The sequence below is a fragment of the Salinicoccus jeotgali genome (assembly GCF_039538805.1).
Taxonomy (GTDB): Bacteria; Bacillota; Bacilli; order Staphylococcales; family Salinicoccaceae; genus Salinicoccus; species Salinicoccus jeotgali.
Window position 1 is genome coordinate 16,416 of sequence record NZ_BAABCK010000013.1, and the last position, 25,354, is coordinate 41,769.

The 25,354-nt window shown below is 48.8% G+C and carries 25 protein-coding genes; 5 read left to right on the plus strand and 20 right to left on the minus strand.

Annotated elements, in window-relative coordinates; translation table 11 throughout:
* Window positions 1-25: 25 nt before the first annotated feature.
* Window positions 26-583, plus strand: coding sequence for a hypothetical protein (locus ABD734_RS02530; RefSeq protein ID WP_344701094.1), 558 nt, complete (start codon window positions 26-28; stop codon window positions 581-583).
* Here the strand turns inward: ABD734_RS02530 and ABD734_RS02535 are convergent.
* Together ABD734_RS02535 and ABD734_RS02540 are read right to left on the minus strand one after the other, a co-directional pair.
* Window positions 565-882 (minus strand): hypothetical protein, encoded by a 318-nt coding sequence (locus tag ABD734_RS02535; RefSeq protein WP_344701096.1) that lies wholly within the window; start codon window positions 880-882, stop codon window positions 565-567. The genes ABD734_RS02530 and ABD734_RS02535 overlap by 19 nt on opposite strands.
* Before the next feature lie 8 nt (window positions 883-890).
* Window positions 891-1,709: an inositol monophosphatase family protein gene (locus tag ABD734_RS02540; protein ID WP_344701097.1), complete on the minus strand. Its 819-nt coding sequence runs from the start codon at window positions 1,707-1,709 to the stop codon at window positions 891-893.
* A 76-nt stretch (window positions 1,710-1,785) separates the two neighbouring features.
* Between ABD734_RS02540 and ABD734_RS02545 the strand changes: the two genes are divergently transcribed.
* On the plus strand, window positions 1,786-2,394 hold the full coding sequence (locus ABD734_RS02545; RefSeq protein WP_344701099.1) for a YktB family protein: 609 nt from the start codon (window positions 1,786-1,788) through the stop codon (window positions 2,392-2,394).
* Window positions 2,395-2,461: 67 nt separating this feature from the next.
* Here ABD734_RS02545 and ABD734_RS02550 read toward each other — a convergent pair whose 3' ends face one another.
* The 17 genes from ABD734_RS02550 to ABD734_RS02630 form a co-directional block, all read right to left on the minus strand.
* A complete protein-coding gene (locus ABD734_RS02550) occupies window positions 2,462-3,427 on the minus strand; it encodes a threonine/serine dehydratase family protein (RefSeq protein ID WP_344701101.1) in 966 nt (321 codons plus the stop codon).
* Window positions 3,428-3,482: 55 nt separating this feature from the next.
* Window positions 3,483-4,061 carry a 3-isopropylmalate dehydratase small subunit gene (gene leuD / locus ABD734_RS02555; protein WP_344701103.1) on the minus strand — a complete coding sequence of 193 codons (579 nt, stop codon included), beginning with the start codon at window positions 4,059-4,061 and terminating at the stop codon, window positions 3,483-3,485.
* Entirely contained in the window at window positions 4,045-5,481 is a 1,437-nt protein-coding gene (gene leuC / locus ABD734_RS02560) for a 3-isopropylmalate dehydratase large subunit (RefSeq protein ID WP_344701105.1), read from the minus strand. Before leuC ends, leuD begins: the two co-directional genes overlap by 17 nt.
* A gap of 18 nt (window positions 5,482-5,499) precedes the next feature.
* Window positions 5,500-6,606: a 3-isopropylmalate dehydrogenase gene (leuB, locus tag ABD734_RS02565; protein WP_344701107.1), complete on the minus strand. Its 1,107-nt coding sequence runs from the start codon at window positions 6,604-6,606 to the stop codon at window positions 5,500-5,502.
* Between the two features lie 29 nt (window positions 6,607-6,635).
* Window positions 6,636-8,180, minus strand: a complete 1,545-nt coding sequence (locus ABD734_RS02570; RefSeq protein WP_344701108.1) for a 2-isopropylmalate synthase — start codon at window positions 8,178-8,180, stop codon at window positions 6,636-6,638.
* Window positions 8,167-9,201 (minus strand): ketol-acid reductoisomerase, encoded by a 1,035-nt coding sequence (gene ilvC / locus ABD734_RS02575; protein WP_344701110.1) that lies wholly within the window; start codon window positions 9,199-9,201, stop codon window positions 8,167-8,169. Before ilvC ends, ABD734_RS02570 begins: the two co-directional genes overlap by 14 nt.
* A 54-nt stretch (window positions 9,202-9,255) precedes the next feature.
* Entirely contained in the window at window positions 9,256-9,771 is a 516-nt protein-coding gene (ilvN, locus tag ABD734_RS02580; RefSeq protein ID WP_344701112.1) for an acetolactate synthase small subunit, read from the minus strand.
* The gene (ilvB, locus tag ABD734_RS02585; protein ID WP_344701495.1) at window positions 9,759-11,492 is read right to left on the minus strand and encodes a biosynthetic-type acetolactate synthase large subunit; all 1,734 of its coding nucleotides are present in this window, start codon (window positions 11,490-11,492) and stop codon (window positions 9,759-9,761) included. The genes ilvN and ilvB overlap by 13 nt, the downstream gene beginning before the upstream one ends.
* Before the next feature lie 581 nt (window positions 11,493-12,073).
* Window positions 12,074-13,777 carry a dihydroxy-acid dehydratase gene (ilvD, locus tag ABD734_RS02590; RefSeq protein ID WP_344701114.1) on the minus strand — a complete coding sequence of 568 codons (1,704 nt, stop codon included), beginning with the start codon at window positions 13,775-13,777 and terminating at the stop codon, window positions 12,074-12,076.
* 29 nt (window positions 13,778-13,806) lie between these two features.
* Window positions 13,807-14,778 (minus strand): bile acid:sodium symporter family protein, encoded by a 972-nt coding sequence (locus ABD734_RS02595; RefSeq protein ID WP_344701497.1) that lies wholly within the window; start codon window positions 14,776-14,778, stop codon window positions 13,807-13,809.
* Between the two features lie 189 nt (window positions 14,779-14,967).
* Complete coding sequence (locus tag ABD734_RS02600) at window positions 14,968-16,023, minus strand: DUF4064 domain-containing protein (RefSeq protein ID WP_344701116.1); 1,056 nt, start codon at window positions 16,021-16,023, stop codon at window positions 14,968-14,970.
* A 164-nt stretch (window positions 16,024-16,187) separates the two neighbouring features.
* Window positions 16,188-16,460 (minus strand): UPF0223 family protein, encoded by a 273-nt coding sequence (locus tag ABD734_RS02605; RefSeq protein WP_344701118.1) that lies wholly within the window; start codon window positions 16,458-16,460, stop codon window positions 16,188-16,190.
* Window positions 16,461-16,527: 67 nt separating this feature from the next.
* Window positions 16,528-17,934 carry a dihydrolipoyl dehydrogenase gene (gene lpdA, locus ABD734_RS02610; RefSeq protein ID WP_344701120.1) on the minus strand — a complete coding sequence of 469 codons (1,407 nt, stop codon included), beginning with the start codon at window positions 17,932-17,934 and terminating at the stop codon, window positions 16,528-16,530.
* Between the two features lie 6 nt (window positions 17,935-17,940).
* Window positions 17,941-19,266 (minus strand): dihydrolipoamide acetyltransferase family protein, encoded by a 1,326-nt coding sequence (locus ABD734_RS02615; RefSeq protein ID WP_344701122.1) that lies wholly within the window; start codon window positions 19,264-19,266, stop codon window positions 17,941-17,943.
* A 26-nt stretch (window positions 19,267-19,292) separates the two neighbouring features.
* On the minus strand, window positions 19,293-20,270 hold the full coding sequence (locus ABD734_RS02620) for an alpha-ketoacid dehydrogenase subunit beta (RefSeq protein ID WP_344701124.1): 978 nt from the start codon (window positions 20,268-20,270) through the stop codon (window positions 19,293-19,295).
* Between the two features lie 3 nt (window positions 20,271-20,273).
* The gene (gene pdhA / locus ABD734_RS02625; RefSeq protein ID WP_344701126.1) at window positions 20,274-21,383 is read right to left on the minus strand and encodes a pyruvate dehydrogenase (acetyl-transferring) E1 component subunit alpha; all 1,110 of its coding nucleotides are present in this window, start codon (window positions 21,381-21,383) and stop codon (window positions 20,274-20,276) included.
* A gap of 167 nt (window positions 21,384-21,550) precedes the next feature.
* Window positions 21,551-22,180 (minus strand): YkyA family protein, encoded by a 630-nt coding sequence (locus tag ABD734_RS02630; protein WP_344701128.1) that lies wholly within the window; start codon window positions 22,178-22,180, stop codon window positions 21,551-21,553.
* A gap of 122 nt (window positions 22,181-22,302) precedes the next feature.
* Here ABD734_RS02630 and def point away from each other — a divergent pair, with 122 nt between their 5' ends.
* On the plus strand, window positions 22,303-22,854 hold the full coding sequence (def, locus tag ABD734_RS02635; RefSeq protein WP_344701130.1) for a peptide deformylase: 552 nt from the start codon (window positions 22,303-22,305) through the stop codon (window positions 22,852-22,854).
* Window positions 22,855-22,908: 54 nt separating this feature from the next.
* Here def and ABD734_RS02640 read toward each other — a convergent pair whose 3' ends face one another.
* Entirely contained in the window at window positions 22,909-23,172 is a 264-nt protein-coding gene (locus ABD734_RS02640) for a hypothetical protein (RefSeq protein WP_344701132.1), read from the minus strand.
* Window positions 23,173-23,447: 275 nt separating this feature from the next.
* On the opposite strand from ABD734_RS02640, the gene ABD734_RS02645 reads away from it, so the two are divergent.
* A complete protein-coding gene (locus ABD734_RS02645; RefSeq protein ID WP_344701134.1) occupies window positions 23,448-23,663 on the plus strand; it encodes an RNA polymerase epsilon subunit in 216 nt (71 codons plus the stop codon).
* Window positions 23,663-25,348, plus strand: a complete 1,686-nt coding sequence (gene rnjA, locus ABD734_RS02650) for a ribonuclease J1 (RefSeq protein ID WP_344701136.1) — start codon at window positions 23,663-23,665, stop codon at window positions 25,346-25,348. The genes ABD734_RS02645 and rnjA overlap by 1 nt, the downstream gene beginning before the upstream one ends.
* The last annotated feature ends 6 nt before the right edge of the window (window positions 25,349-25,354 follow it).

Consider the following 25,354-nt stretch of genomic DNA (forward strand, 5'->3'; position numbering starts at 1 on the left):
GGCACCACCATTAAGGAGTTGTGCCATGAGGGAAAAACACGATCGCTTGAAAGTTTATGAGTTTTTGTACAACAGGGTGCCTTTTTCAGATGATGAAACGGCAGAATATCATTCCATGCAGAAGATGGAACACCTTGAGAGTGAATTCGAACGCCATCTTATGAACATTAACACACAGAATATGTCCATCCACTGGCATGCCGAAATGCACATCGGCAACGCGTTCGAAATCGTCAATGTCCTGATTGCCACCGACTACTGCTATTATCTTTTCGTGCTGCATGATCTTAGTGGCCCACACTACATTAATCAGTTCAATATACTATGTACTGCTGGACATGAAGCTGTAATCGACCTCAACCGCAGCCGCGCGATATTCGAAATGTTCCGCGGGCAACTCATAGATGAAGGGCGCTATCAGCGTCCGATCATCCTCAAATATGTGATGATGGATCCAAGCTTCAAAATTGAACCGGCCCGTTCTGAACTGTTTTTGAAATTAAGTGATCTCCCCCATTATTTGAAGACCATCGAACATTCCGCTGTGATCAGAAAAAAGAACCGTCACCCGGCCTCGCACTGATTACAGGCGCCCGGGTGACGGTCAGAATGGTCCACTTCAACTTCAAAAGGGGCATCAAATGTCCGTTCTGCCACAGTTTTGATTGGCAGACGATAGGCGGCAATTTCGGACGATGTGATGCATGTGGCAAAGTTGTTGGTATACATGCGATAACAGCTGAATACTTCAGCCGCCTCCACATGATCAGCCCTGATACACACTACAAACGCCGTGATATCATAGACCATCTCAAGCTCGAGCTGTCGGAATATACGCTTCAGAAGATCATCCGACAGCACTTTATAAAATTGGAGGGACATACCCGCATCTATCGCTTCTCCCCGTGTACACGCCTGTGGCCGGCTATAAATGCCGCATCACTTGTAAAGTAATCTGTAAGTTCCTTGTGGATCGCTTTATTGCCAGTCAGGATGCTATCCTTCTTCAATATATCGATCTCTTCACCAAGCAGGTTGGTTGTCCTGCCGCCAGCTTCATCGATGATGATCATACCTGCTGAATAATCCCAAGGGTGCAGTCTGAAGAACACAGAGGCGCTGAGGATGCCGGTCGCGACATATGCCATTTCAAGGGCAGCAGAACCGTATGATCGTGTACTTCTTGTTTGCTCCACTATTTTCTTAAATGCAGGTCCTATCTGATCTTTGATGACCCAATTGGCATTCATGCCGATGAGCGACCGGTCAAGCGTCGTGTCCCGCATTTCATCAAGGCGGATATCATCCTTGAAAGCACCACTACCGACCCTTGCATGGTACAGCACGCCTCCCATGACATCCAAAATCAACCCACAGTAAGGTTCTCCGTCTACATAGACGCCGATGGAGACAGCGAAGTTCTGGAGCTGGTGCACAAAATTCAAGGTACCGTCTATCGGATCAACGATCCACAGCACACCCGACATATCTTCAATATCTGTGCCGTGTCCTTCCTCACCAATGATGCGGTGGTCCGGGTAGCGTTCAAGTATCCGTTCATATATATATGTTTCTGTTTCCTTATCGACATCCGTCACCAGGTCATGAGGATTAAGCTTGGCATCAACCTTGAAATCCTCCTTCATACGGAGTTTGATGAAGTCCCCCGCTTCCCTGATGATACGCTGTCCGAATTCATATATTTCCATTGCATCCACCCCAAATGATTGATTGACATTACCACTTATTCTATCATATAGATAATGATCTGAAAGGAGAAGCCAAATGCCTAAGTACCATTTTACAAAGGAGGACTTCCGGGTTTTCGACATCGACGGTCTGGAGCCGCGGATGGATGCCCTGAAAGAGACCATACGACCTAAACTTGAGAACCTCGGTGAATATTTCAGTGAATATCTCACCACTTTGACCGGAGATGAGCATTTCGCCCATGTTGCCAAGCACGCACGTCGGAAAGTGAATCCCCCAGACGATACATGGGTCAGCTTCAGCACCAATCCAAGAGGCTATAAAATGATGCCCCATTTCCAGATCGGCCTTTTTGGAGATCATGCATTCTGCATGTACGGGGTCATATATGAGTCTCCTGAAAAACAGCAGGTTGCTGACAAATGGCTGGATATGATCGAGGAGATGCGCAGCATGCCAAATAATTACGTAATCTCTCTGGATCATATGAAACCCGAAAAGACAGCCATCAAAGATATGAGTTATGATGACTTTGAATCTGCGCTCACCCGCCTGAAGGATGTGAAGAAGGGTGAGTTCCTGATCGGGAAAATGTATCTGCCTTCGAACCCCGTTTTGGAAACCGATGATATATTCCTAAAAGAGCTGGAGACGGTCATGACTGAACTGTTAAAGCTCTATTGATTCAAATGGAGCATTGGAAAAGCCTCGATACACGGCATGTATCGAGGCTTTTCCAATAGGAGGAAGATTAGGTCACCTGCACTTTCAGCTGATCTGCCAAAGACTGTATACGGGCGATGTCAGCGATATCCACATTCCCTCCACTGACTACCAATCCACAGTGCTCAGAGTCGATTCTATCATTATGGGACAGCAGTCCGGCAAGTGCCGCAGCCCCCGAGCCCTCTACCAGTGTCTTGCTGCGTTGAAGCATGGCCACTATGGCTGCAGCGATCTCCGTCTCACTCACAGTGATGATGTCGTCCACATAGCGGTTTATAAGAGGCAGCGTCTTTTCACCAGGCTGTTTGACTGCTATGCCTTCTGCGATCGTAGAGACATTCGAAAGTTTGTCCACTATGCCCTGATGATAGGCAACGTGGGTGGCTGCAGCTGCTTCAGCCTGGACGCCTATCACTCTGATTCCTGGCTTCACGGATTTGGCTGCCACTGCTATGCCGCTGATCAGTCCACCCCCGCCGATCGGTACGATCAGCGTGTCGATCCTATTCTCCTGCCTCAGCATTTCCAAGGCGATTGTTCCTTGTCCGGCCATTATGTCGTAATCATCAAAGGGATGCACATATGTCGCCCCACTTTTTTTCTGGTGTTCAAGCGATGCTTCATAAGCTTCCTGGAAACTCTCGCCCGTAAGCACAACGGAGGCACCGTACCCTTTCGTCGCCTGTATTTTCGCTTTCGGTGTACACTCTGACATGTATATGGTCGCTTCGATTCCAAGCTTATAAGCCGCCAATGCCAATCCTTGCGCATGATTCCCGGCCGAAGCAGTGATGACGCCTGCTGACAGTTCCTCCGGAGACAGGCGCATCAATTTATAGCTTGCCCCCCTGAATTTGAAGGCTCCTGTCTTCTGTTCGTTCTCCATCTTGAAATATATATTTTTACCGGTCTGCTGATTCGTAGTGGCTGATGTCCGCAGTGGTGTCTGGTGGACGGTAGGGCTCAGGTGTCTCCATGCATCGTGAACCAATCCGCCGGTTAGGAAATCCCCATGTAATCACACTCCTCTATTGTTCTTGTCATATTTATCCTTTATGCCTCGTCTCGTATGCTTCTATTTTCTCTTCAAGGAGCAGCGTCAGTGCAATATCATCCCAGCCATTCAAAAGTCTTTCCCGGTGGTGCGGAGGCAGGTCAAACTCCATCCGGCCCGCTTCCCATGTAACAATCTGCTGTTCCAGGTCTATATCAAGATGGAGCCCTCCGCCTTCAGCGCAACGCATCCACTCCCTGATTTGACCCCGATCTGCTGTAATGAGGATGATGCCATTCTTCAAGGCGTTACTGTAGAATATATCTGCAAAACTTGGTGCAATGATGGCTTTGAAACCATAGTCCTTCAGTGCCCAGGGTGCATGTTCCCTCGAAGATCCACACCCGAAATTTTCTCCGGCTACAAGAATCGAAGCATCCTTGTAATCTTCACCATCGAGTCCAAAACTTTCTCCATCATCGTTCCCGAACCGCCAATTGTGGAAGACGAATTGGCCGAAGCCCGTACGTTCCACCCGCTTCAAGAATTGTTTTGGAATGATCTGGTCAGTATCGACATTGTCACGATCAAGCGGAAATACTTTGCCATGATGTCTACGAACTGCTTCCAAACGATCCCTCCTGACTCAGTACTTTCTCCTGAAATTTCCTGACATCCGTAAATGTACCTTCAATTGCAGCGACTGCCGCCATTTCGGGACTGACAAGGTGTGTTCTTGCCCCGTTGCCCTGCCGTCCTTCAAAGTTGCGGTTTGATGTAGAGGCACACCGGCCACCGGCTGGGACAATATCATCATTCATCGCCAGACACATGCTGCAGCCGGATTCACGCCATTCGAACCCTGCCTGCTTAAAGACTTCGTCAAGGCCGAGCTCCTCTGCCTGCAATTTCACTTTGAATGAACCGGGGACGACAATGGCACGTACACCGTCTTTTACTTTATGCCCCTTGATGATATCTGCTGCACTTTCAAGGTCGGACAGCCTCGAATTGGTACAAGAACCGATGAACACATGATCGACTTCAATGGCTGTGACCGGCTGTCCCTCCCGGAGTCCCATATACTGGAGCGCTCTTTTGACTTCATCCCGGTTCTCCACTTCGTCAAGCAATGGAGTGCTTCCGCTGATCGGTACGGTCATGCCAGGGTTGGTCCCCCATGAAACCTGCGGCTCCACTTCTTGTGCATTAATCTCAAGGGTGACATCGTACTGGGCGTCAGCATCCGTCGCAAACGCCAGCCACTCGGCGGCTTTTTCTTCAAACGCCTCTCCTTGCGGCACATGACGGCGCCCCCTCAAGAATTCGACCGTCTTCTCATCCGGGCTGATCAATCCGGCGCGGGCGCCGCCCTCGATTGACATATTGCATACCGTCATCCTGCCCTCCATCGAAAGCCCGCGGATGGCTTCACCTGTATATTCTATGACATGCCCTGTACCAAATTTGACACCGAATTTCGAGATGATCGCAAGTATCAGGTCTTTTGCAGTGACCCCTTTAGCCAGCTCACCATCCACTTTCACATTCATGGTTTTTGGCCGTTCCTGCATCAGCGTCTGGGTGGCAAGGACATGTTCGACTTCACTTGTGCCGATACCGAAGGCGAGTGCTCCGAATGCGCCATGGGTCGATGTATGGCTGTCTCCACAAACGATTGTGCGTCCTGGTTGGGTCAAGCCGAGCTGTGGCCCTATGACATGGACGATGCCCTGGTCCGGATGGTCCATATCTGCCAGAGTGATGCCGAACTCCTCGCAATTGTGCTGCAGCGTCTCCATCTGTACCTTGGCAACTTCATCCGTCATTACCGTCCTATTCTGGGTGGGGACGTTATGGTCCATGGTTGCATAAGTCAAATCCGGCCGCCGCACCTTCCGGTTGTTGAGCCTGAGCCCTTCAAACGCCTGGGGGGATGTCACTTCATGAATGAGATGCTGATCGATATAGATAAGATCCGGCTTATCTTCCTGCTGATGCACAACATGTGATTCCCAAACTTTCTCAATTACCGTTTTTCCTTTTTCCATGACCGACACACCTTTTCATTACATATAAGAACTGCATATGGCGTCTGTGATGCTTCTGGACGACAAGTTTTCTACCACTTTCCTGACCATCATATCCGTACCGAATACATTTCCATTCTTCACATCAAGATCGTGCGTATGATTACCTGCCTCCAGACAATCGATGACTGCTTTTTCGACTGCCTCTGCTTCCTCTTCCATTCCGAATGAGTATTTGAGCATCATTGCGGCAGAAAGAATCATTCCGAGGGGATTTGCAATCCCTTCGCCGGCGATATCCGGTGCCGAACCATGGACCGGTTCATAAAGCCCCAGTCCATCTGCCCTGAGGCTTGCTGAAGGCAGCATGCCTATCGAGCCGGTCAACACTGATGCTTCATCGCTTAAAATATCTCCAAACATGTTCTCTGTTACAATGACATCGAAATGTCTGGGATTTGTAATCAATTTCATCGCTGCCGCATCGACCAGTTGATGTTCCACCGTCACATCGGGATAATCCCGTGCTTTTTCCTCGACTATTTCACGCCACATGCGACTCGATTCCAAAACATTCGCCTTATCGACGGATGTCAGCCTGCCTTTTCTTTTCCTGGCTGCTTCAAATCCCCTTACCACAATGCGTTCAATCTCTTCTCGGGTATAGTGCAATGTATCCACGACTTCACTGCCATCTGCACTGCGGCCACTCGGCCGTCCGAAATAAAGTCCGGACGTCAGTTCGCGTACGATCATGATGTCGCAGCCGGCCACCAGTTCAGTCTTCAGCGGAGATGCATGCATAAGCGGTGTGAAGCTCTGCACTGGTCTGAGGTTGGCAAAAAGACCAAGTGCCTTACGGATGCCGAGCAAACCACTCTCAGGACTTCCACTGGCAGGTCGTCCGCTCCATTTCGGGCCGCCTACAGCGCCAAGGAGTACAGCATCAGCTGTTTGGCATGCTTTTATAGTATCTTCAGGCAACGGAGTATCAAAGCGGTCGATAGCATCACCGCCTATGGCATGTTCGTGGTAGGTGAATTCATGGTTGAATTCCATCGCAACGGCATCAAGTACTGCTTTGGCACCTGCCATGATTTCCGGTCCTACACCGTCGCCCGGCAATAGGATCACTTGTTTCTTCATAATATCGCCCCTATCCTGTAGATTAACTGTCAGATGTTCATGACTTGCGCTTTATTTGCCTGGACATTCAGGATATAACGGTTGACTGCGTTGATGTAGGCATTTGCTGATGCCTCGATGACATCCTGGGCTGTCCCGCGCCCATTTACCGTCTGGCCTTCGACCATGAGCTGGACGTGCGATTCAGCCAAAGCGTCCTTGCCTCCGCCGACAGAATTGATCTGATAATCCAGAAGCTTCATATCGTGATCGATCAGCTCGGAGATTGTGCTGTACAGTGCTTCTATGCTGCCGTTGCCGGTAGCGGCAGTCTGCACACTTTCACCATCCGGGGTACGGAGGGAGACCGTAGCTGTTGTAATATTACGGGTCCCGTAGTTCACCTGGAAGGTCTCAAGAGTGTATCTGCTCATTTCCGACTGATCGGTCTTGACTTCCATGATCAATGTATAGATATCATCATCAGTCACTTCTTTTTTGTGGTCCGTCAGGGCCTTGAAGCTCTTGAATGCTGCTGTCAGGGCCTCTTCCGACATTTCAATACCGAATTCGCCCACCTTATCCTTAAATGCATGACGGCCAGAATGCTTGCCCATAAACAATGTGTTCGAGGAGACTCCAACAAGCTCCGGAGTGATTATCTCGTATGTCTCACTGTTTTTGAGCACACCGTCCTGATGGATGCCCGATTCATGTGCATATGCGTTCCGTCCGATGATTGCCTTATTCGCCTGGACATACATGCCAGTCAATTTTGCCACAAGATCGCTCGATCGTTTAATTTCATCTAGTTTCAGTCCAGTGTCGTAGCCGTAATGGTCGCTTCTGATTTTGAGTGCAACAGCAACTTCCTCCAAAGCGACATTCCCTGCGCGCTCCCCGATGCCGTTAATCGTGCCTTCTATCTGCGTCGCCCCATTTTCTATAGCGGCCATGGTATTCGCCGCCGCCATGCCGAGATCATTGTGGCAGTGGCAGGATAGATCTGCACGGTCGATGTTCGGTACATTCTCCTTCATATATTTGAACATGCGGCCATATTCATCCGGCATCGTGAATCCTACAGTGTCGGGGAGGTTGATGACTGTTGCACCGGCATCTATGACTTGCTCGATGACTTCGGCCAGAAATGCCCAGTCGGAGCGGGTGGCATCTTCTGCCGACCATTCCACTTCCTCGAATCTTTCTTTCGCATAAGTGACCATATCGACAGATTGGCTTGCGACTTGTTCCGGCGTCATCTTCAACTTGTATTGCATATGGATCGGAGAAGTTGCGAGGAACACGTGTATCCTTGGATGCGCTGTATTCTTCAACGCTTCATACGCGCGGTCGATATCTGCTTTCCTTGTCCGGGCAAGGGCCGTGACCGAAACATCCTTGATGGTGTCCGCTATCAATTTCACTGCCTGGAAATCGCCTTCTGATGCAGCTGGGAAGCCAGCCTCCATGACATCGACGCCCAAACGTTCCAACTGCTTCGCTATCTCCAGCTTCTCCATCTTATTCAAATTGACCCCTGGGGACTGCTCGCCATCCCTAAGCGTCGTATCAAATACTTTAATTCGTGGCATGCACCTTCCCGCCTTTCTTCCCATCGGCTGCAGGCTGTTTAACGAATGGCATCAAATCTCTCAGATCCTGGCCGACTTTGGTTATCGGATGATTGTATTCATTATTATTGATGGCATTATACCTTGGTCTGCCCGCCTGGTTTTCGAGGATCCAGCCTTGGGCGAATTTTCCATTTTGGATCTCTTCCAGGATATCCTTCATGCGCGATTTCGTTTCATCATTGATTACGCGTGGTCCTGATACGAAATCCCCCCATTGCGCAGTATCTGAGATCGAATGCCTCATGTTTTCCATACCGCCTTCATACATGAGATCTACGATGAGCTTCATTTCGTGCAGGCACTCGAAGTATGCGACTTCCGGCTGGTATCCTGCATCCGTCAATGTTTCGAATCCTGCTTTTACAAGGCTCGTCAGGCCGCCGCAGAGCACTGCCTGTTCACCGAACAGGTCCGTTTCCGTCTCTTCCTGGAAGGAGGTTTCAAGTACACCTGCCCGTGCAGCCCCGATTCCTGCCGCATAGGCCATGGCCAGATCTCCCGCTTCACCTGAAACATTCTGGAAAACACCGTATAGTGCAGGGACCCCTGCTGACTCTTCGTAGGTGCGCCTCACCAGATGACCCGGTCCCTTCGGTGCGACAAGGAACACATCCACATCTTCGCGCGGAACCACCTGATTGAAATGGATATTGAAACCGTGTGCGAACGCAAGGGCGCTGCCCGGCTTCATATATTCTTTTATGCTTTCTTCATAGACCTTGGGCTGATTCTCGTCCGGAAGCAGCACCATGGTGACATCGGCCTCACTGACAGCTTCTGCTACGGATTTCACCGCGAAGCTATCTTCCATCGCTTTATCCTCCGATTTACCGGGCCTCAAGCCGATGGTCACCTCATATCCGCTATCCCGCAAGTTCTGTGCATGGGCGTGACCCTGCGAACCGTAACCGACGATTGTGATCTTCATTCCCTCGAGTGCCGCCTTATTGATATCTTTGTCATAGAATACTTTTGTCATAATTGATCTCCCTCTCATATGTGTGTTTATTGTTATGGTTCGTTAATCCCTCGTTCAGATGCTTAGGCTGAATTCCTGTACCTGCCCCGGTTGCTTGCCCCTTGGGAAAGCGGTGACCCCTGTCCGCGTCATCTCTTTGATGCCGTAAGGGTGTAGCAGATCCACGAGTGCTGCAATCTTATCGGGTTTGCCAGTCACCTCGATGATCAGACTGTCCCTCGATACATCCAGTACCCTGGCACGGAACGGCTCGATTACGCTTTGGATCTCTGCACGTGCTGCACTGGAGTTTCCGACTTTGATCAGGGCCAGCTCCCTTTGGACGATTGCTTTCTCTGTGATGTCGTTTACCTTCAAGACATCTATCTGCTTATTCAGTTGTTTAGTCAGCTGTTCAACCTTCTTCTCATCGGGCACCGCCACGACAAATGTCATTTTCGAGATGCCTGGAGATTCGGTAGTGCCCACCGTAATGCTCTCTATATTGAATCCTCTTTTTGACAGCATGCCTGTAATCCTGTTCAGGACACCGCTTGTATTCTGTACGGTGGCTGTAATTATCCTCTGCATCTCCTCACCCCCACCATTTCATGATTGCCCTTGCCGGGTGCGACCATCGGAAACACCTTATCCAACTTCTGCACTCTGGCATCGACGAGCACTGGCCCGTCATAGGCGAGCATCTCTTCCATGACATTGGCCACCTCAATTTCCCGGGCGACTCTGAGGCCTTTTACGCCGAAGCCTTCAGCCAGTTTGATGAAGTCGGGGTTGTCGGTCATCAGGGAGGAGGAATAGCGTTCTTCATAGAAGGTCTCCTGCCACTGCCTGACCATGCCAAGTGCTTCATTGTTGACGATGACGACTTTGATTGGAAGATTATATTGCTTCAGTACTGCCATCTCCTGCATGGTCATCTGGAAACCGCCGTCCCCTACGATGGCGATCACCGTCTCTTTGGGCTTGCCGAGCTGGGCACCGATTGCTGCTGGCAACCCGAAGCCCATCGTGCCAAGGCCGCCTGAGGTCACCCATTTATGCGGCTGATCAAATTGATAGAACTGGGCAGCCCACATCTGATGCTGGCCGACATCCGTCGTGATGACCGCCTCGCCGCCTGTCTTCTCATAGATCGACTCGATCAGCCACTGCGGTGAAATCAGATCGTCTGAACGTTCGAACCAGAAAGGATTTTCTTTCTTATTGGTCAAAGTTTCAATGAGCCACGTCGTCCGGTCCTTCGTTTTTGTTTCCGTGGCCAAAAGTGCAAGCAGGGCTTCTTTGGCATCCGAGACGACCGGTATTTTAGTTTCAATGTTCTTGCCGATTTCAGCAGGATCGATATCGATATGGGCGATGGTGGCATGCGGGGCGAAATGCTGTAGCGAACCTGTCAGACGATCGTCGAAGCGGGCTCCGATGTTGATGAGCAGATCGCATTCGTAGATTGCCATGTTCGCGCAATATGACCCGTGCATGCCCGCCATGCCGAGCGATAGTTCATGCGACCCCGGGAAGCTGCCGAGGCCAAGCAGCGTGTTCGCTACCGGCAGGTGGTGCCGTTCGGCAAAAGTTTTAAGTTCATCCGCGGCATCTGCAGCATGAATGCCGGCTCCAGCCAGCAGAAGAGGTTTCTCAGCTGTTTCAATCTGTTCTGCCAGACGCTTGATCTGGAGCGGGTTCGGTTTCGTGGTAGGTTGGTAGCCGGAGAGTTTGAATGCCGTATCATATTCTTCCTGGGTAATCTCCTGTGCAATATTTTTTGGTATATCGACCACGACGGGGCCTTTACGCCCTGTCGTTGCGATATGGAATGCTTCTTTGACGATGCGCGGCAGGTCCCTGATATCATTGACCTGATAGTTATGTTTCGTTATCGGAGTAGTCAGTCCGATGACATCCGCTTCCTGGAATGCGTCAGAACCGATGACTGCAGTGGAGACTTGTCCTGTAAAAACAACTACTGGCAAAGAATCCATCATCGCGTCCGTAATACCGGTAATCAGGTTTGTAGCCCCCGGTCCGGAAGTGGCAATGACGACTCCCGGTTTCCCCGTCACCCTTGCATATCCTTCAGCAGCATGGATGAGTCCCTGTTCATGTCTGCATAAGATATGTTGGAAGGAATCCCGCGCCTTGTGCAGTGCATCATAGATCGGCAGCACTGCACCACCCGGATAGCCAAATACAGTTTCAACATCCGCTTCAACCAAACTTTGAATGAATAGATCAGCCCCGGTCATCAGCTTCTGTTCAGTTTCTCGAGTATATGTTCCACTCTGTGTTTTCATCATCATTTGCCTCCCCCTAAATCCTAATGGTTGGTCCGATGCCATAAAATATAAAAAATGACCCTTTTTCCCCACGATGGGCCGCCAGTCGAAACTGCGACCTGTCATGGGGTGAAAAGAGTCATTTCACGGTACCACCCAGTTTTACGCCTCCTTTACAGAAGGCACCTTATGGACTTCATCTAAAAGTCCGTTTTGGTAACGGGTGGTCTTCACCCGGCCGGGCCTAATCGTCGACCTTTCAGTCCGGCGCTCAAGGTTGAGATAGAATAAAGCGTCGATCCCGGTTCTCAGCCACCACCAGGTCTCTGTCCATCGAGCTGCTTAAACTACGTTCCCATCAATGCTTTTTTATTATTCAAACTTTTCTGATATGTGATATTGAACGTAATCTTATAACGCCCAATAAAATAAATCAACACCTTTTTTCAATTATTTTTTAAAATATCTAATTATTCTGATAATGTAACCGTTTACAATGTTGCCGTGCCCATGTTTAACGATTTCATAATATTTTTTATCTTTTTTCAATAATGCAGCCATAAAAAAAGATGCGCCATCTTTCAGGCGCACCTTCCACATCATCTGCTCAAATAGTCTGTCACTGCTCCTTTCGAAGCACATGTCACATTGTGTGCATATTTTCCGAGCACACCTTTTCTGTAAAGGGGCGGCGCTGAAAAGCCTTTTCGCCTTTCTGACATCTCCTCTTCTGACACCGCACAGGAAATTTCTTTCTTGGTAGAATCGATCGTCACCAGATCACCTTCATGCAGCAGGGCGATCGGCCCACCGCTCTGCGCTTCAGGTGCGATATGGCCGACGACCAGCCCATGGGTGCCGCCTGAAAATCTACCATCCGTCAATAAAGCGACCTTCTCCCCGAGTCCTTTACCGACAAGCAGACTTGAAATGGATAACATTTCAGGCATCCCCGGTCCGCCTTTAGGTCCTACGTAGCGGATGACCAGCACATCACCTTCATTGATTTTATTGTTCAGGACAGCATCCGAGGCGTCTTTTTCATTGTTGAATACACGGGCTGGTCCTTCGTGACGCGCCACTTTGACGCCGGATACTTTCGCAACGGCACCCGATGGCGACAAATTACCCTTCAGGACAATCAGAGGTCCGTCGGCACGCTTCGGTGCATCAAGCGGCATGATGACATCCTGTCCCGCTTTCAGTCCTTCCACCTGCGCCAGATTCTCAGCTATCGTCTTCCCTGTGACTGTCATGCATTCTCCGTTTAGATAGCCTGCTTCATGCAGCATCTTCATCACACCTTGCACGCCACCAGCTTTATAAAGGTCCTGCATGACATAACGTCCACTCGGCTTCAGATCTGCCAGGTGCGGTACTTTTTCCTGTATTCTGTTGAAATCATCGATGGTCAGATCGACTTCTGCTGCATGTGCGATGGCAAGCAGATGCATCGTTGCATTCGTGGAACCTCCAAGCGCCATTACAACAGTGATGGCATTCTCGAATGCTTCTTTTGTCATGATATCTTTTGGATAGATGCCTGCTTCCAAGAGATTATAGACGGCTTCCCCTGCAGCTTTTACATCTTTATACTTATCTTCCGATTCCGCAGGATTGGATGCGCTTCCCGGGAGACTTAATCCGAGTGCCTCCATTGCGGCCGCCATGGTGTTCGCAGTATACATCCCTCCGCATGCTCCCGCTCCTGGACACGCATTGCATTCGATTTGATTGAGCTCCGCCTCATCAATATCTCCAGCATTCAACTTACCCACCCCTTCAAAGACACTGACGAGATCGATATCCTTGCCGCGGTGCTGACCGGGAGCGATGGTTCCGCCGTACACAAAAATGGCGGGTACATCAGCATTAGCTATGGCAATCGCACAACCTGGAATGTTTTTGTCACATGCCCCGATGGCAACGAGTGCATCTAGATTTTCAGCACCGACTACGGTTTCTATGGAATCAGCGATCAAGTCACGTGAAGGGAGCGAATACCGCATACCTTGGGTTCCCATTGAAATGCCATCTGAAACTGTAATTGTATTGAACTGGAGCGGTACTCCCCCGGCTGCTCCAGCTCCCGATTTGGCTTCCACCGCCAGATCATTCAGATGAATATTGCATGGCGTCACCTCCGCCCATGTGCTCGCGATGCCTATCTGAGGTTTTGTAAAACTTTCATCAGTGAAGCCGACGGCTCTCAACATCGCACGGTTGGGTGCTTTGACATCGCTTTCTGTATAGACATTGCTTTTGATGCGTAGATCTTTTTTGTTTTTTCCTTCTGTTGACATCCAATTACCACCTTTTAGATTTTTACTGATCATGCTCGTACTGTTTTATTTTCGGCTGGGGTCGTCTGTTCATCTTTTTCGTTAAACTTACTCATCCATGTTGCAACTACAGAACCGGAAATATTGTGCCATACACTGAAGAGTGCAGCCGGGACGGCGGAAAGCAGTGAGAAGTGTGCTGCTGCAAGCGCCGCCGCAAGACCTGAATTCTGCATCCCCACTTCGATTGAGGCCGCCTTCTGGTCGGCGAGGTCAAAACGCAGTGCTTTAGCCAATCCGAAACCGATGATATAACCGAGCACATTGTGCAACATGACCACACCGAATATCAACAGGCCAGACTGCACAATGGCTTCTGTATTATTCGCAACAACAGCTGCAACCACTCCAACGATGCCGATTACAGACACCAGCGGCAGGACCGGTATATAACTCTCAACGCGTCCGCCCAACATCACCCTCACCGCAAGCCCCAAGGCAATGGGTACCAGGACGATCTGGACGATCGAGATGAAAAGTTCCATGAAAGAAACCGGAAGCCATGCGCTTGCAAGCAGCAGTGTAAGCGCCGGCGTCAGAATCGGTGCAAGGACCGTCGAAACCGCAGTTGCAGTTACGGATAATGCTGTATTGCCTTTTGCCAGAAAAGTCATGACATTTGAAGATGTCCCTCCCGGTGTGCATCCCACTAGGATGACGCCGACTGCAATTTCAGGAGGCAGACGGAACAAGACAGCCAACCCCAAAGCTAAAAGGGGCATTATAGTGTATTGTGCCAATACGATTATGAAAATTTTCCCAGGTGCCTTCAATACTCTTTTGAAATCTGAGAGGCTTAATGTCATGCCCATACCGAACATGATGATCCCAAGCAGCAATTTTATGTATGGTGTTATCCATGTAAAGCCGCCAGGCATTATAAAGGCCAAAACTGCAAATAGGATCACCCAGATGCCGAACGTATTACCTACAAATTGACTCACTCTTACGATTCTCTTAATCCAATTCCCTTCCTTCCATTCAATTATGCTTGAAACTATAGAAGCTATCTTAACAGATAAAACATGAACCGGACAGGCTTTTTGACTTAATTTTTAGAATCTTTAAAATAAAACGCTTTCTTTAATATCTACACTGCTTATTTAAATTTTCCATAAAAAAAGACGCTCTGGCGAGAGCGTCTCCTAAACCTATAGTGAATCGTTGTTGCGTCTGTTTACATTATCACGGCGTTCCTTCGTTGCATCATAGCTGTAATCGTCGCCGGTACGGCGCTGTGATGCATCGTTCGATTGCATATCGTCCGCGCGGTCATCAGATCCACCGGAACCTGCAGTGCCACCGCGCCTTGTATACTCTTCTTCTGATACCGGAGTGACGGGCTCACTGGAGTCGATATTGCGATCTACAAACCGGTCGTCTTCTGGTGTTTCATCTGAACGCCTCATAGTATCACGGGAAGATGTTCTGTTTTCGTCATCATATTCATCGAGGCTGAAGGTGCGTGTCGACTCAATGTCATCGTCACGGTGGTTCCGTGGCGCCCTATTGCCTTTATCCTCGTTGACTTCATCCCTATCAAGAGGAGCGTCATCTTGACGATGGGCCGTAGGCCTATTGTAGTCGAACGACTGATCTGCTGATAATTCATCTCCACGGCGTGCTTCCCTGCTTGGCGCTCTGTTTTCAGTCACTCTATCGTCTTCAAATTTACGGGCATGGTCCCTATCATATCGACGATCTTCATCAATAGGCTGGACATCATCATTTCGAATGACCCTATCCTTTCTGACAAAGAGCAGTATGGCCGCAATGATGAAGAATAATGGTATGATGCCGGTCACTACAGGTGCAATGAGCGGTGCAGTGAAGATGGCCGCTACCAGAAGTAGGAAACCTGCCAAAATTCTTCTGCGCATAGTCAAAAGTCCAAACAATCCCAAAATGAGTGGGATCATCAGATATAATGCAATCATCCATACATTGTTCAACCACCCGACTACCATATCAGCAAGATCTCCAGGTGCAGCCCCGATATCCTGTCCCTGCTCTGCAAGGTCCTGGAATTGGGTTTCAAGTTGCTGTGTCATGTTCTGTGTAAACTGAGCATCATTCATTGTGACGAGCGCAAAGAAAAGAAGTAGGACTGTAATCGCCAGCAATGCAATCCAAGCCAGCCATCCAAATATCTTTTCAGGGATCCGGCTGACCGGTTTTACCGTTTGGGTATAATTTTTTTTAGCCATAAGAGCCTCCTGGGTTATTTATGTCTTCATAATTCATATTACCCACACATCGCTTTTTTAACCAGACAAAATTTATATTTACTGCTCCCTACGTCTTTTATGTAAGTGTGCAGCCAAACCTATAGGTGTGGCTACTGGGAAGCAAGGCCCATCTTTCATATGATTTATATTTTGATTAGACTGCCTGGTTCTGCATCCTTAAGCTTTTTGACTGCTGAATAGGCTTCAAGACCGCTGTTTGATTTGAATTCACGAAATTTGGTTTTTTCCTGTGATTTCCCCGGTACAATTAATTTAAATGCATCATACTTCATTTCCAATTCTTCTTTAGGCACACCGGTATCATACGCCTTTTCTACAGCTTCAAAAAAGAGAACGGCATTGATGATCTCATCTGTGGTCCAATCTTCATCAAGCGGATAACTGTAATTTTCCATAGTAAAGGTCTCCTTTTCGGTAGAGATAAAAAAAGGCGCCCGTTATGGACGCCCTTAAAATATACTGTTACATAGTGTGGATTGGTCTACCCAGTACCACGTCCGCTGCTTCCATTGGAATTTCTCCAAGTGTCGGGTGGGCGTGGATAGTGAGTGCGATATCCTCAGCTGTCATTCCTGTCTCGACTGCAAGGCCAAGTTCCGCAATTATATCAGAAGCTCCTGATCCTGCAACTTGAGCGCCGAGTAGCAAGCCGTCTTCTTTACGTGAAACAAGTTTAACGAAACCATCAGTCTCATTCAATCCAAGCGCACGACCATTTGCTGCGAATGGGAATTTACCTGTCTTCACTTCAAATCCAGCTTCTTTAGCGTCTGCTTCGTTATAGCCGACTGTAGCCAACTCAGGTTCTGAGAAGCAGACTGCTGGCATGCTGAGATAATCAACTTCGGATTTTTCTCCTGCAATTGCTTCAGCAGCGACTTTACCTTCATAGCTTGCTTTGTGGGCAAGTGGAAGTCCAGGCACGATATCACCTATGGCGAAGATGCTGTCGACTGAAGTGCGGGACTGTTTATCGACTTCGATGAGGCCTTTATCGGACATTTTGATGCCGGCTTCTTCCAGACCGAGCTCATCTGTGTTCGGACGACGTCCTACTGTTACAAGGACATAGTCTGCTTCGATTTCTTTAGTCTCGCCTTTAACTTCATAAGTGACTTTGACGCCATCATCTGTTTCTTCAGCTTCTTTGGCCATTGCTTCCATCTCGATGGTTACACCTTTTTTCTTGAGGTTCTTCTTGACGACTTGCGTCATCTGTTTTTCGAACCCGCCAAGAATATCTTTGGCACCTTCAAGAATCGTCACTTCTGTACCGAAATTCGCATAGGCAGTGCCAAGCTCAGTTCCGATGTAGCCGCCTCCGATGACGACCATCTTCTCAGGTTTCTCTTCCAACGCAAGCGCACCGCTGGAATCCAGGATACGTTTACCGAATTTGAAACCTGGGATTTCTATTGGACGGGAGCCAGTTGCCACGATTGCATTTTTGAATTCATAAGTCTGTGACTGCTTCTCGTCCATGACTTTCATCGTATTGCCATCGACGAAGTAAGCTTCGCCTTTGACGATCTCGACTTTGTTTCCTTTAAGCAGGCTTTCGACACCGCCAGTAAGCTTTTTGACTACGCTGTCTTTGAATGACTGCACTTTGGAGAAATCGAGTTTTACGCCTTCAGTGATGACACCCATGTCTTCAGAGCTTTGTGCCTGTTGGAAACGGTGGGAAGATGAAATCATTGCTTTGGACGGGATACAGCCGACATTCAGGCAGACGCCACCGATGTCACCTTTTTCTACGATTGTCACTTTCTGTCCAAGCTGTGCTGCGCGGATTGCTGCAACGTAGCCTCCTGGGCCTGCGCCGACTACAATAGTATCAGTTTCAATAGGAAAATCTCCAACTACCATGTGTAATTATCCCTCCATTAATAGTAATTCTGGATTGTTAAGCAGACGCTTAACATGGTTCAGGGCGTTCTGTGCCGTCATGCCGTCAATCTGTCTGTGGTCATAGCTGAGTGACAGTGCAAGCATAGGGGCCGCCACTATCTCCCCATCTCTGACGATTGCCTTCTCTTCTATGCGCCCGATACCGAGGATTGCCACTTCAGGCTGGTTGATGACTGGTGTGAACCATTGTCCACCTGCAGAACCGAGGTTTGAGATGGTCATTGATCCGCCCCTCATTTCATCGCCTGAGAGTTTGCCGTCACGTGCTTTGCCGGCAAGCTGGTTAATCTCGTCGGATATTTCGAACATGGATTTCTTGTCTGCATGTTTCACTACAGGTACAACAAGTCCACGCTCTGTATCGGCAGCAATGCCTACATTATAATAATGTTTCTGTATGACTTCAAATGTTTCTGAATCGATTGATGCATTGAATTCAGGATATTTCTTGAGCATTGACACAAGCGCTTTTACCACATACGGCAAGAAAGTCAATTTGATGCCTTGTTCTTCTGCGATTGATTTGAATTTCTTCCTGTGGTCCCACAGTGCTTTTACTTCTACTTCGTCGAGATGTGTAACATGTGGGGAAGTCTGTTTGGAGTTGACCATCGCTTTTGCGATCGCTTTTCTCATGCCGCTCATCTTTTCGCGTGTTTCCGGGAACTCGCCTTCAGAAGATGCTGGCTTGGCATCTTTGGATGTTGGCTGTTCATCAGTGGTATCGGCAGTTTCTTGAGTCGCCTCAGCAGAACTCTGGTCGCCATTCATGAATGCTTCCACATCTGCCTTCACTACACGGCCGTTTTTGCCGGTGCCCGATACTTCTGTGATGTCAACATCGTTATCCCGTGCAAATTTACGTACACTTGGCATAGCGATGATGCGTTTGTCGGAAGAGCCGCCTTTTTCTGACTCGTCTTCCTTACCGGAATCTTCGCCTTCGTCAGAAGTCTGTGCTTCTTTCTTGGAATCTTCCGTTTCTTTTTCTTCTTGCTTCTCTTCTTGCTTTTCTTCTTTTTCAGCAGGTTCTTCTCCGCCAGAGTCTTCAGAACCATCATCGATGGTCACAATCGTTTCACCAACAGTTGTAACGGTTCCTTCTTCGACATGGAGTTGTTTGACCGTCCCGTCTACTGGAGACGGGATTTCAACAACTGCTTTATCATTCTGCACTTCTGCTAGAACATCATCTTCTTTGATTTCATCGCCTTCATTGATGAACCACTTGACGATTTCACCTTCGTGGATACCTTCACCGATATCCGGCAGTTTAAATTCAAAAGCCACAGTATTTCCTCCTTTATACTTTCTGTTTAAAAGTCCATAACCTGTTTCGCACGTTCGATGATGTCATCTTTGGTAGGCAGCCATACACCTTCCGCTTGTGTGAATGGATAGACCGTATCAGGCGCTGTGACGCGCATGATTGGTGCTTCCAGACTAAGAATGGCACGTTCGGACAGTTCTGCTGCAACGTTCGCTGCAACACCTGCTTGACGCTGTGCTTCCTGGATGACCACTGCACGGTTTGTCTTCTCGACAGATTCGACCAATGTGTCATAGTCTATCGGGGAGACGGTCCTCAAGTCGATCACTTCTGCAGAGACGCCCTCTTCTTTAAGTGCATCAGCTGCTTTGATGGCTTCTTGAACCATTGCGCCGTAAGCGATCAGTGTAATGTCGTCGCCCTCTTGTTTGACGCTTGCCTTGCCGATTTCGACAGTATATTCTTCTTCCGGTACATCTTCACGGAATGAACGGTAGAGTTTCATGTGTTCAAGGAAGATGACAGGGTCATTCGAACGGATTGCTTCAATCAGAAGCCCTTTTGCATCTACTGGGTTTGACGGGATGACCACTTTAAGGCCTGGTGTCTGTGCCATCAGACCTTCCAGCGAATCCGCGTGAAGTTCAGGCGTGTGGACACCGCCGCCAAATGGCGCACGGATTACGACAGGCGTTTCCTTGGAAGCGCCTGAACGCTGTCTGTTGCGGGCGATTTGGCCGGCTACACCGTCCATTGCTTCAAAAAGGAAGCCGAAGAACTGGATTTCCACTACAGGGCGGAAACCTTCCAGTGTAAGGCCGAGACCCATCGAAGCGAGTCCACTTTCTGCGAGTGGTGTATCGAATACGCGATCTTCACCGAATTCTTTCTGCAGGCCTTCTGTAGCGCGGAACACCCCGCCGTTTACGCCGACGTCTTCGCCGAAGACCAGGACGTTCTCGTCGTTCCTGAGTTCTGTGGCCATCGCGTCAGTGATTGCTTGGATCATTGTCATCTGTGCCATTGCTTATTTCGACTCCTTTTCTTTGTAGACTTCATACTGTTCCTTCAGGTTGCTCGGCATGTCATCATAAGTGAGCTCCATGAGTTTGGTGACAGTCTGTTTTTCTGCACCGTCTGCTTCTTTGATTGCTTTCTTGATGTCTTCTTTAGCCTGTTCCATCACTTCGTTTTCCTGATCTTCGCTCCATAGGCCCTTCTCTTCAAGGAAAGTGCGGAAACGGACGAGCGGGTCTTTCTTTTCCCAATCTGAATCTTCATCAGATGTCCTGTAGCGTGTCGGGTCATCCCCTGCCATTGTGTGCGGACCGTAACGGTAGCAGAGCGTTTCGATGACGGTCGGTCCTTCTCCTGCAACAGCACGGTCACGTGCATCTTTAGTCACTTTATATACAGCAAGCGGGTCCATGCCGTCCACCTGAATGCTTGGCACACCTGAAGCTACACCTTTTTGGGCGAGCGTCTTCGCCGCAGTCTGCAAGTCTCTTGGCGTCGAAATTGCATAGTGGTTATTCTGGATGACGAAAATTGCAGGCGCCTTATACGCACTTGCAAAGTTGATGCCTTCGTAGAAGTCCCCTTGGGATGTACCACCATCACCGGTATAGGTGATCGCTACTGTGTCTTTTCCGCGCATCTTGATGCCGAGTGCCACACCAGCGGTCTGCACATATTGTGCGCCGATGATGATCTGCGGGCTGAGTGCGTTGACGCCTTCAGGGAACTGGTTGCCTTCATAGTGGCCCCTTGAGAAAAGGAACGCCTTCGTAAGCGGCAGGCCATGCCAGATGAGCTGCGGCACATCACGATAGCCAGGAAGGATGTAGTCCTCTCCTTCAAGGGCGAACTGGCTGGCGAGCTGTGATGCTTCCTGCCCGGCAGTAGGTGCATAGAAGCCCAGTCTACCTTGGCGGTTCAATGAAACTGAACGCTGATCGAGCACACGTGTCCAGACCATGCGCTTCATCAGTTCTACAAGATCATCGTCGGATAGATCAGGCATTGCGTCTTTATTGGTAACTTTCCCGTCCTGATCGAGAATCTGGAACATTTCAAATTTATTTTCGATCTCTTCAAGCGCCTTGACTGGATCGAAACTTTTATTCTTTGGTGCCATAAAGTGTTCACCATACCTTTCAAATTTTTCATTTATCGTCTATTATCTTACCATATCCTGTTACAACAGTAAAATGAATAGCATTGTAACAGCTGCTCACAAAGCGCTTTAAATCAACGATTTCTGTATTAATACAGTTTTATCTGTTATATAATACAGCGCTTACATCATTCTCCTTCAATTATGGTCTCTATCTCTTTTTTCAGTGCATTGACCTTTTCAGTCCGTTTGCTGAAAGCTTCTGCATTCTCCTGTACTTCCTCATACTCTTTACTCAAGCTGTTGAGGCGTTCATCCACTTCATCTTGTGACACTTCTTCTTCGCCAAGGTATGCAAAGATATCCTTCTCGCTGTTCAATACAGACTTGTAGCTGCCGATCATTTCACCATGGCTCATATATCTCTCGTCCATCGCATCGATCAGCGACTGTGCCTGCTTACGGTTCGATTCGTCGGAAATCTCTTCTACATATTGGGTCGAAGCTTCCATGCGGCTTCTGCTGTCCCCCATGATCGAGACTTCCTGATCCAACTGTTTGATGCGTTCTTCCGTATTTTCCACCAGCGAATCGCTTATCTCACCAAGTTCCCCTTTAGTGGCGTTCTCAAGCGAGCCTTGTAGTTCCGCCTTCTCGCTCTCCAACTCTTCGAATTTAGCGTTGACATCCTCTATCTCCTTTTCCACCTCGACGGTCTCTTGAAACGCATTATAAAAATCGAGCAGTTCATCAGATGCAGACGAACACCCGGCAAGCACCATCGCCATAACCATGGCGCCACCTAATAGTTTCTTCATTTCCATTCCCTCCGATTGTTGACTGGATAGTGTATAATTAAAAAATAATATGTTGAGAATTCCGGTTCTCCTGAGTATTATAGTATAATAAATCGCGACATATATAAACAGGAGGGTTTATTTTGGTAACAATGAAAGACATCATCCGGGATCCCGATCCGTTTCTGCGCAAGAAAGTGGCCGAAGTCGACACAATCGATGAAGAAACGATAAATGAACTGGCCGCCATGCGGGACTATCTCGTACGCTCCCAAAATCCCGATATTGCAGGAAAACAAGGCCTTAGGCCGGGCGTCGGTCTTGCTGCGCCGCAAGTCGGACTTGATAAACGCATGCTCGCCATCTATATAGAAGGTGACGAAGGCGAAGTGCTCCATGATCATATGCTGATCAACCCTAAAATCAAAAGTCACTCGGTGACTGAGACGTACCTACCGGGAGGCGAGGGCTGTCTGAGTGTCGATGAAGACGTTCCAGGCCTTGTGCATCGCTTCCAGCGGGTCAAAGTTACAGCCCTCGATCCCGAAGGCAAGCCTGTAGAAGTGAAGGCAAAAGGCATGCTTGCCGTCGTATTGCAGCATGAACTGGACCACCTCGACGGCATCATGTTCTATGATCACATCGACCCGGACGCTCCCATGGAGCCAAAGCCAGGCGCCAAGCCTGTAGATTGAAAAAGCGGCCGTATCAAAGCGGTCGCTTTTTCATTGCACATGAATTCCATCCAATCAGATGAAGTCATCGCGCCTCTCCCTAAATGGGATGTTCTGCTCATACAACTCCTTCTTCAGTGCCGTAAATGTTTCGTGATCCAGGACTTCAGGATCATGGTCATGACGCTTTCGGTGGACATCATCTGCCTCTTCATGATCGTCATAGATGTAGTTCATCACCACCATGTCAGGATGTGTATTGAATTCCAGCATGATCATGTTGCGGTCCTGACGCGTCCACTCAAGCAGTACAGCTTCCAATATACGCTTCTCTTTCATGCGGTTCCCCTCCATTCCCTTCCATTATAAAGTCTTTGCATGTCCCCCGTCTATAATGTAAAATGAAGTTAAGCTGATAAGGGATGTGGTCATAATGCTCAGACGGTGGAAGAAGAGGCTGAAGCAAAGGCTTGGACGCATTCTCGGTAGGAAAGGGTTGCTGAACAACGAATATTTCAAACGGCGTTAAGTCCGTTATATTGTGTTGCTTTATGCAACACAAATTTTTTGTTAATGGCCATCCATATAATCAAATCAAAAGGAGAAATCATATAATGGCAGTATTTAAAGTTTTTTTTCAAGAACAACTAGATAGCCGCATCATCCGTGAAGAGACAATAACACGGTATTTTGAGGCAGAGTCAGAGAGCGAAGTGCGCACAGCACTGAAAGATAGCCGCCTCAACATCGAATTCGTCCAGGAATTAAGTCCCGCACACCTGGAGTACGAAAAGAATAACAATGCAGACTTTAAGGTTGAGGATATCTGATGACACTGGAAAAAGGTGAAGTAGGCGTTTTTGCCCTCGGGGGACTCGGGGAAATAGGCAAAAACACATATTGCATTGAATATAAAGACGAAATCATCATGATCGACGCAGGCATCAAATTTCCGGACGACGAACAGCTGGGAATCGACTATGTCATTCCCGACTACACATATCTTAAAGAGAACCAGGAGAAAATCAGCGCGCTCATCGTCACCCATGGCCACGAAGACCATATCGGCGGCATTCCTTTCCTGCTGAAAGAATTCAATGTGCCCATCTATTCCGGGCCTTTGGCCCTTGGACTCATCCGCAACAAGCTGGAGGAGCACCGCCTCCTCCGATCGACAGAGCTTAAGCCGGTCGAAGAGAGCACTGTATTGAAGTTCAAGCACATGACAGTCGAATTCTATTTGACCACACACTCCATCCCTGAAGCATATGGCGTCATCGTGCGGACACCTGAAGGCACAATCGTCCACACAGGTGACTTCAAGTTCGACTTCACACCGGTAGGCGAACCTGCAAACATTGCGAAAATGGCACAGCTTGGGGAGGAAGGGGTCCTTTGCCTCCTTTCCGATTCAACAAACGCTACAGTGCCGAACTTCACCACAAGCGAAAAGGAAGTCGGCCAGAATGTAAAGGATATCTTCCGCAAGTGTACAGGACGAATCATCTTCGCTACATTCGCCTCCAACATCTACCGCGTACAGCAGGCAATAGACGCGGCGATCAAGTTCGACCGTAAAATCGCCATTTTCGGCCGCAGTATGGAAAACAATATCAAAATCGGCCTGGAACTGGGCTATATCAAAGCGCCGCCTGAAACATTCATCGAGCCAAAAATGATCAACAGCATCGAAAAGCACAAAGTGATGATGCTGTGTACAGGCTCCCAAGGTGAACCGATGGCTGCCCTATCCAGGATAGCCAACGGCACGCACCGTCAAATCAGCATAATCCCTGATGACACGGTCGTCTTCAGCTCATCTCCGATTCCAGGCAACACGCTGAGCATCAACCGGACAATCAACGCCCTCTACAAAGCGGGTGCAGATGTCATCCACGGAAAGCTCTCAAACATCCATACTTCAGGGCATGGTTCACAGGAAGAGCAGAAGTTGATGCTCCGTCTGATGCGCCCTAAATATTTCATGCCGATCCATGGTGAATACCGCATGCTGCATCTTCACAAGCAGCTGGCAGTCAACACAGGTATGGACCCGGACGATGTCTTCCTGATGGAAATCGGTGATGTTCTGGCATTGAAACGGGATAGTGCAAGACATAGCCACCGCGTACCGGCAGGCACAGTATTCGTCGACGGTACGGGTATCGGCGACATCGGCAACATTGTCCTCCGGGACAGGAAGGACCTATCTGAGGAGGGGCTCGCAATCGTCGTCGTTTCGATAGACTTCAATACAAAGACGCTTCTTAGCGGCCCGGACATCATCTCACGTGGTTTCGTCTATATGCGGGAATCCTACGGCTTGATCCGTGGTGCAGAGAAGAAGATAAAAGCGGATATCATCAACCTGCTCAACTCAAAAGAGCATGTGGAATGGTACCACGTGAAGCAGCTCATCATAGAAGAACTCAGCAACCACCTCTACAAGCGGACCCATCGTAAACCGATGATCCTGCCTACCATCATGAGGGTCAATGAAAAGAAGAAGAAGTAATGAATA

Bases quoted from the DNA above. Each gene is read 5' to 3' on its own strand.
- ilvD (WP_344701114.1), bottom strand. From the start codon at position 13,777: ATGTCAACAGAAGGAAAAAACAAAAAAGATCTACGCATCAAAAGCAAT.
- ABD734_RS02540 (WP_344701097.1), bottom strand. From the start codon at position 1,709: ATGGAAATATATGAATTCGGACAGCGTATCATCAGGGAAGCGGGGGAC.
- ABD734_RS02530 (WP_344701094.1), top strand. From the start codon at position 26: ATGAGGGAAAAACACGATCGCTTGAAAGTTTATGAGTTTTTGTACAAC.
- ABD734_RS02600 (WP_344701116.1), bottom strand. From the start codon at position 16,023: ATGGCTAAAAAAAATTATACCCAAACGGTAAAACCGGTCAGCCGGATC.
- rnjA (WP_344701136.1), top strand. From the start codon at position 23,663: ATGACACTGGAAAAAGGTGAAGTAGGCGTTTTTGCCCTCGGGGGACTC.
- lpdA (WP_344701120.1), bottom strand. From the start codon at position 17,934: ATGGTAGTTGGAGATTTTCCTATTGAAACTGATACTATTGTAGTCGGC.
- pdhA (WP_344701126.1), bottom strand. From the start codon at position 21,383: ATGGCACCAAAGAATAAAAGTTTCGATCCAGTCAAGGCGCTTGAAGAG.
- ABD734_RS02605 (WP_344701118.1), bottom strand. From the start codon at position 16,460: ATGGAAAATTACAGTTATCCGCTTGATGAAGATTGGACCACAGATGAG.
- ABD734_RS02620 (WP_344701124.1), bottom strand. From the start codon at position 20,270: ATGGCACAGATGACAATGATCCAAGCAATCACTGACGCGATGGCCACA.
- ABD734_RS02545 (WP_344701099.1), top strand. From the start codon at position 1,786: ATGCCTAAGTACCATTTTACAAAGGAGGACTTCCGGGTTTTCGACATC.
- ABD734_RS02535 (WP_344701096.1), bottom strand. From the start codon at position 882: ATGTCCCTCCAATTTTATAAAGTGCTGTCGGATGATCTTCTGAAGCGT.
- ilvN (WP_344701112.1), bottom strand. From the start codon at position 9,771: ATGCAGAGGATAATTACAGCCACCGTACAGAATACAAGCGGTGTCCTG.
- leuC (WP_344701105.1), bottom strand. From the start codon at position 5,481: ATGGAAAAAGGAAAAACGGTAATTGAGAAAGTTTGGGAATCACATGTT.
- ABD734_RS02630 (WP_344701128.1), bottom strand. From the start codon at position 22,180: ATGAAGAAACTATTAGGTGGCGCCATGGTTATGGCGATGGTGCTTGCC.
- ABD734_RS02640 (WP_344701132.1), bottom strand. From the start codon at position 23,172: ATGAAAGAGAAGCGTATATTGGAAGCTGTACTGCTTGAGTGGACGCGT.
- ABD734_RS02570 (WP_344701108.1), bottom strand. From the start codon at position 8,180: ATGCCACGAATTAAAGTATTTGATACGACGCTTAGGGATGGCGAGCAG.
- ABD734_RS02645 (WP_344701134.1), top strand. From the start codon at position 23,448: ATGGCAGTATTTAAAGTTTTTTTTCAAGAACAACTAGATAGCCGCATC.
- leuB (WP_344701107.1), bottom strand. From the start codon at position 6,606: ATGAAGAAACAAGTGATCCTATTGCCGGGCGACGGTGTAGGACCGGAA.
- ilvC (WP_344701110.1), bottom strand. From the start codon at position 9,201: ATGACAAAAGTATTCTATGACAAAGATATCAATAAGGCGGCACTCGAG.
- ilvB (WP_344701495.1), bottom strand. From the start codon at position 11,492: ATGAAAACACAGAGTGGAACATATACTCGAGAAACTGAACAGAAGCTG.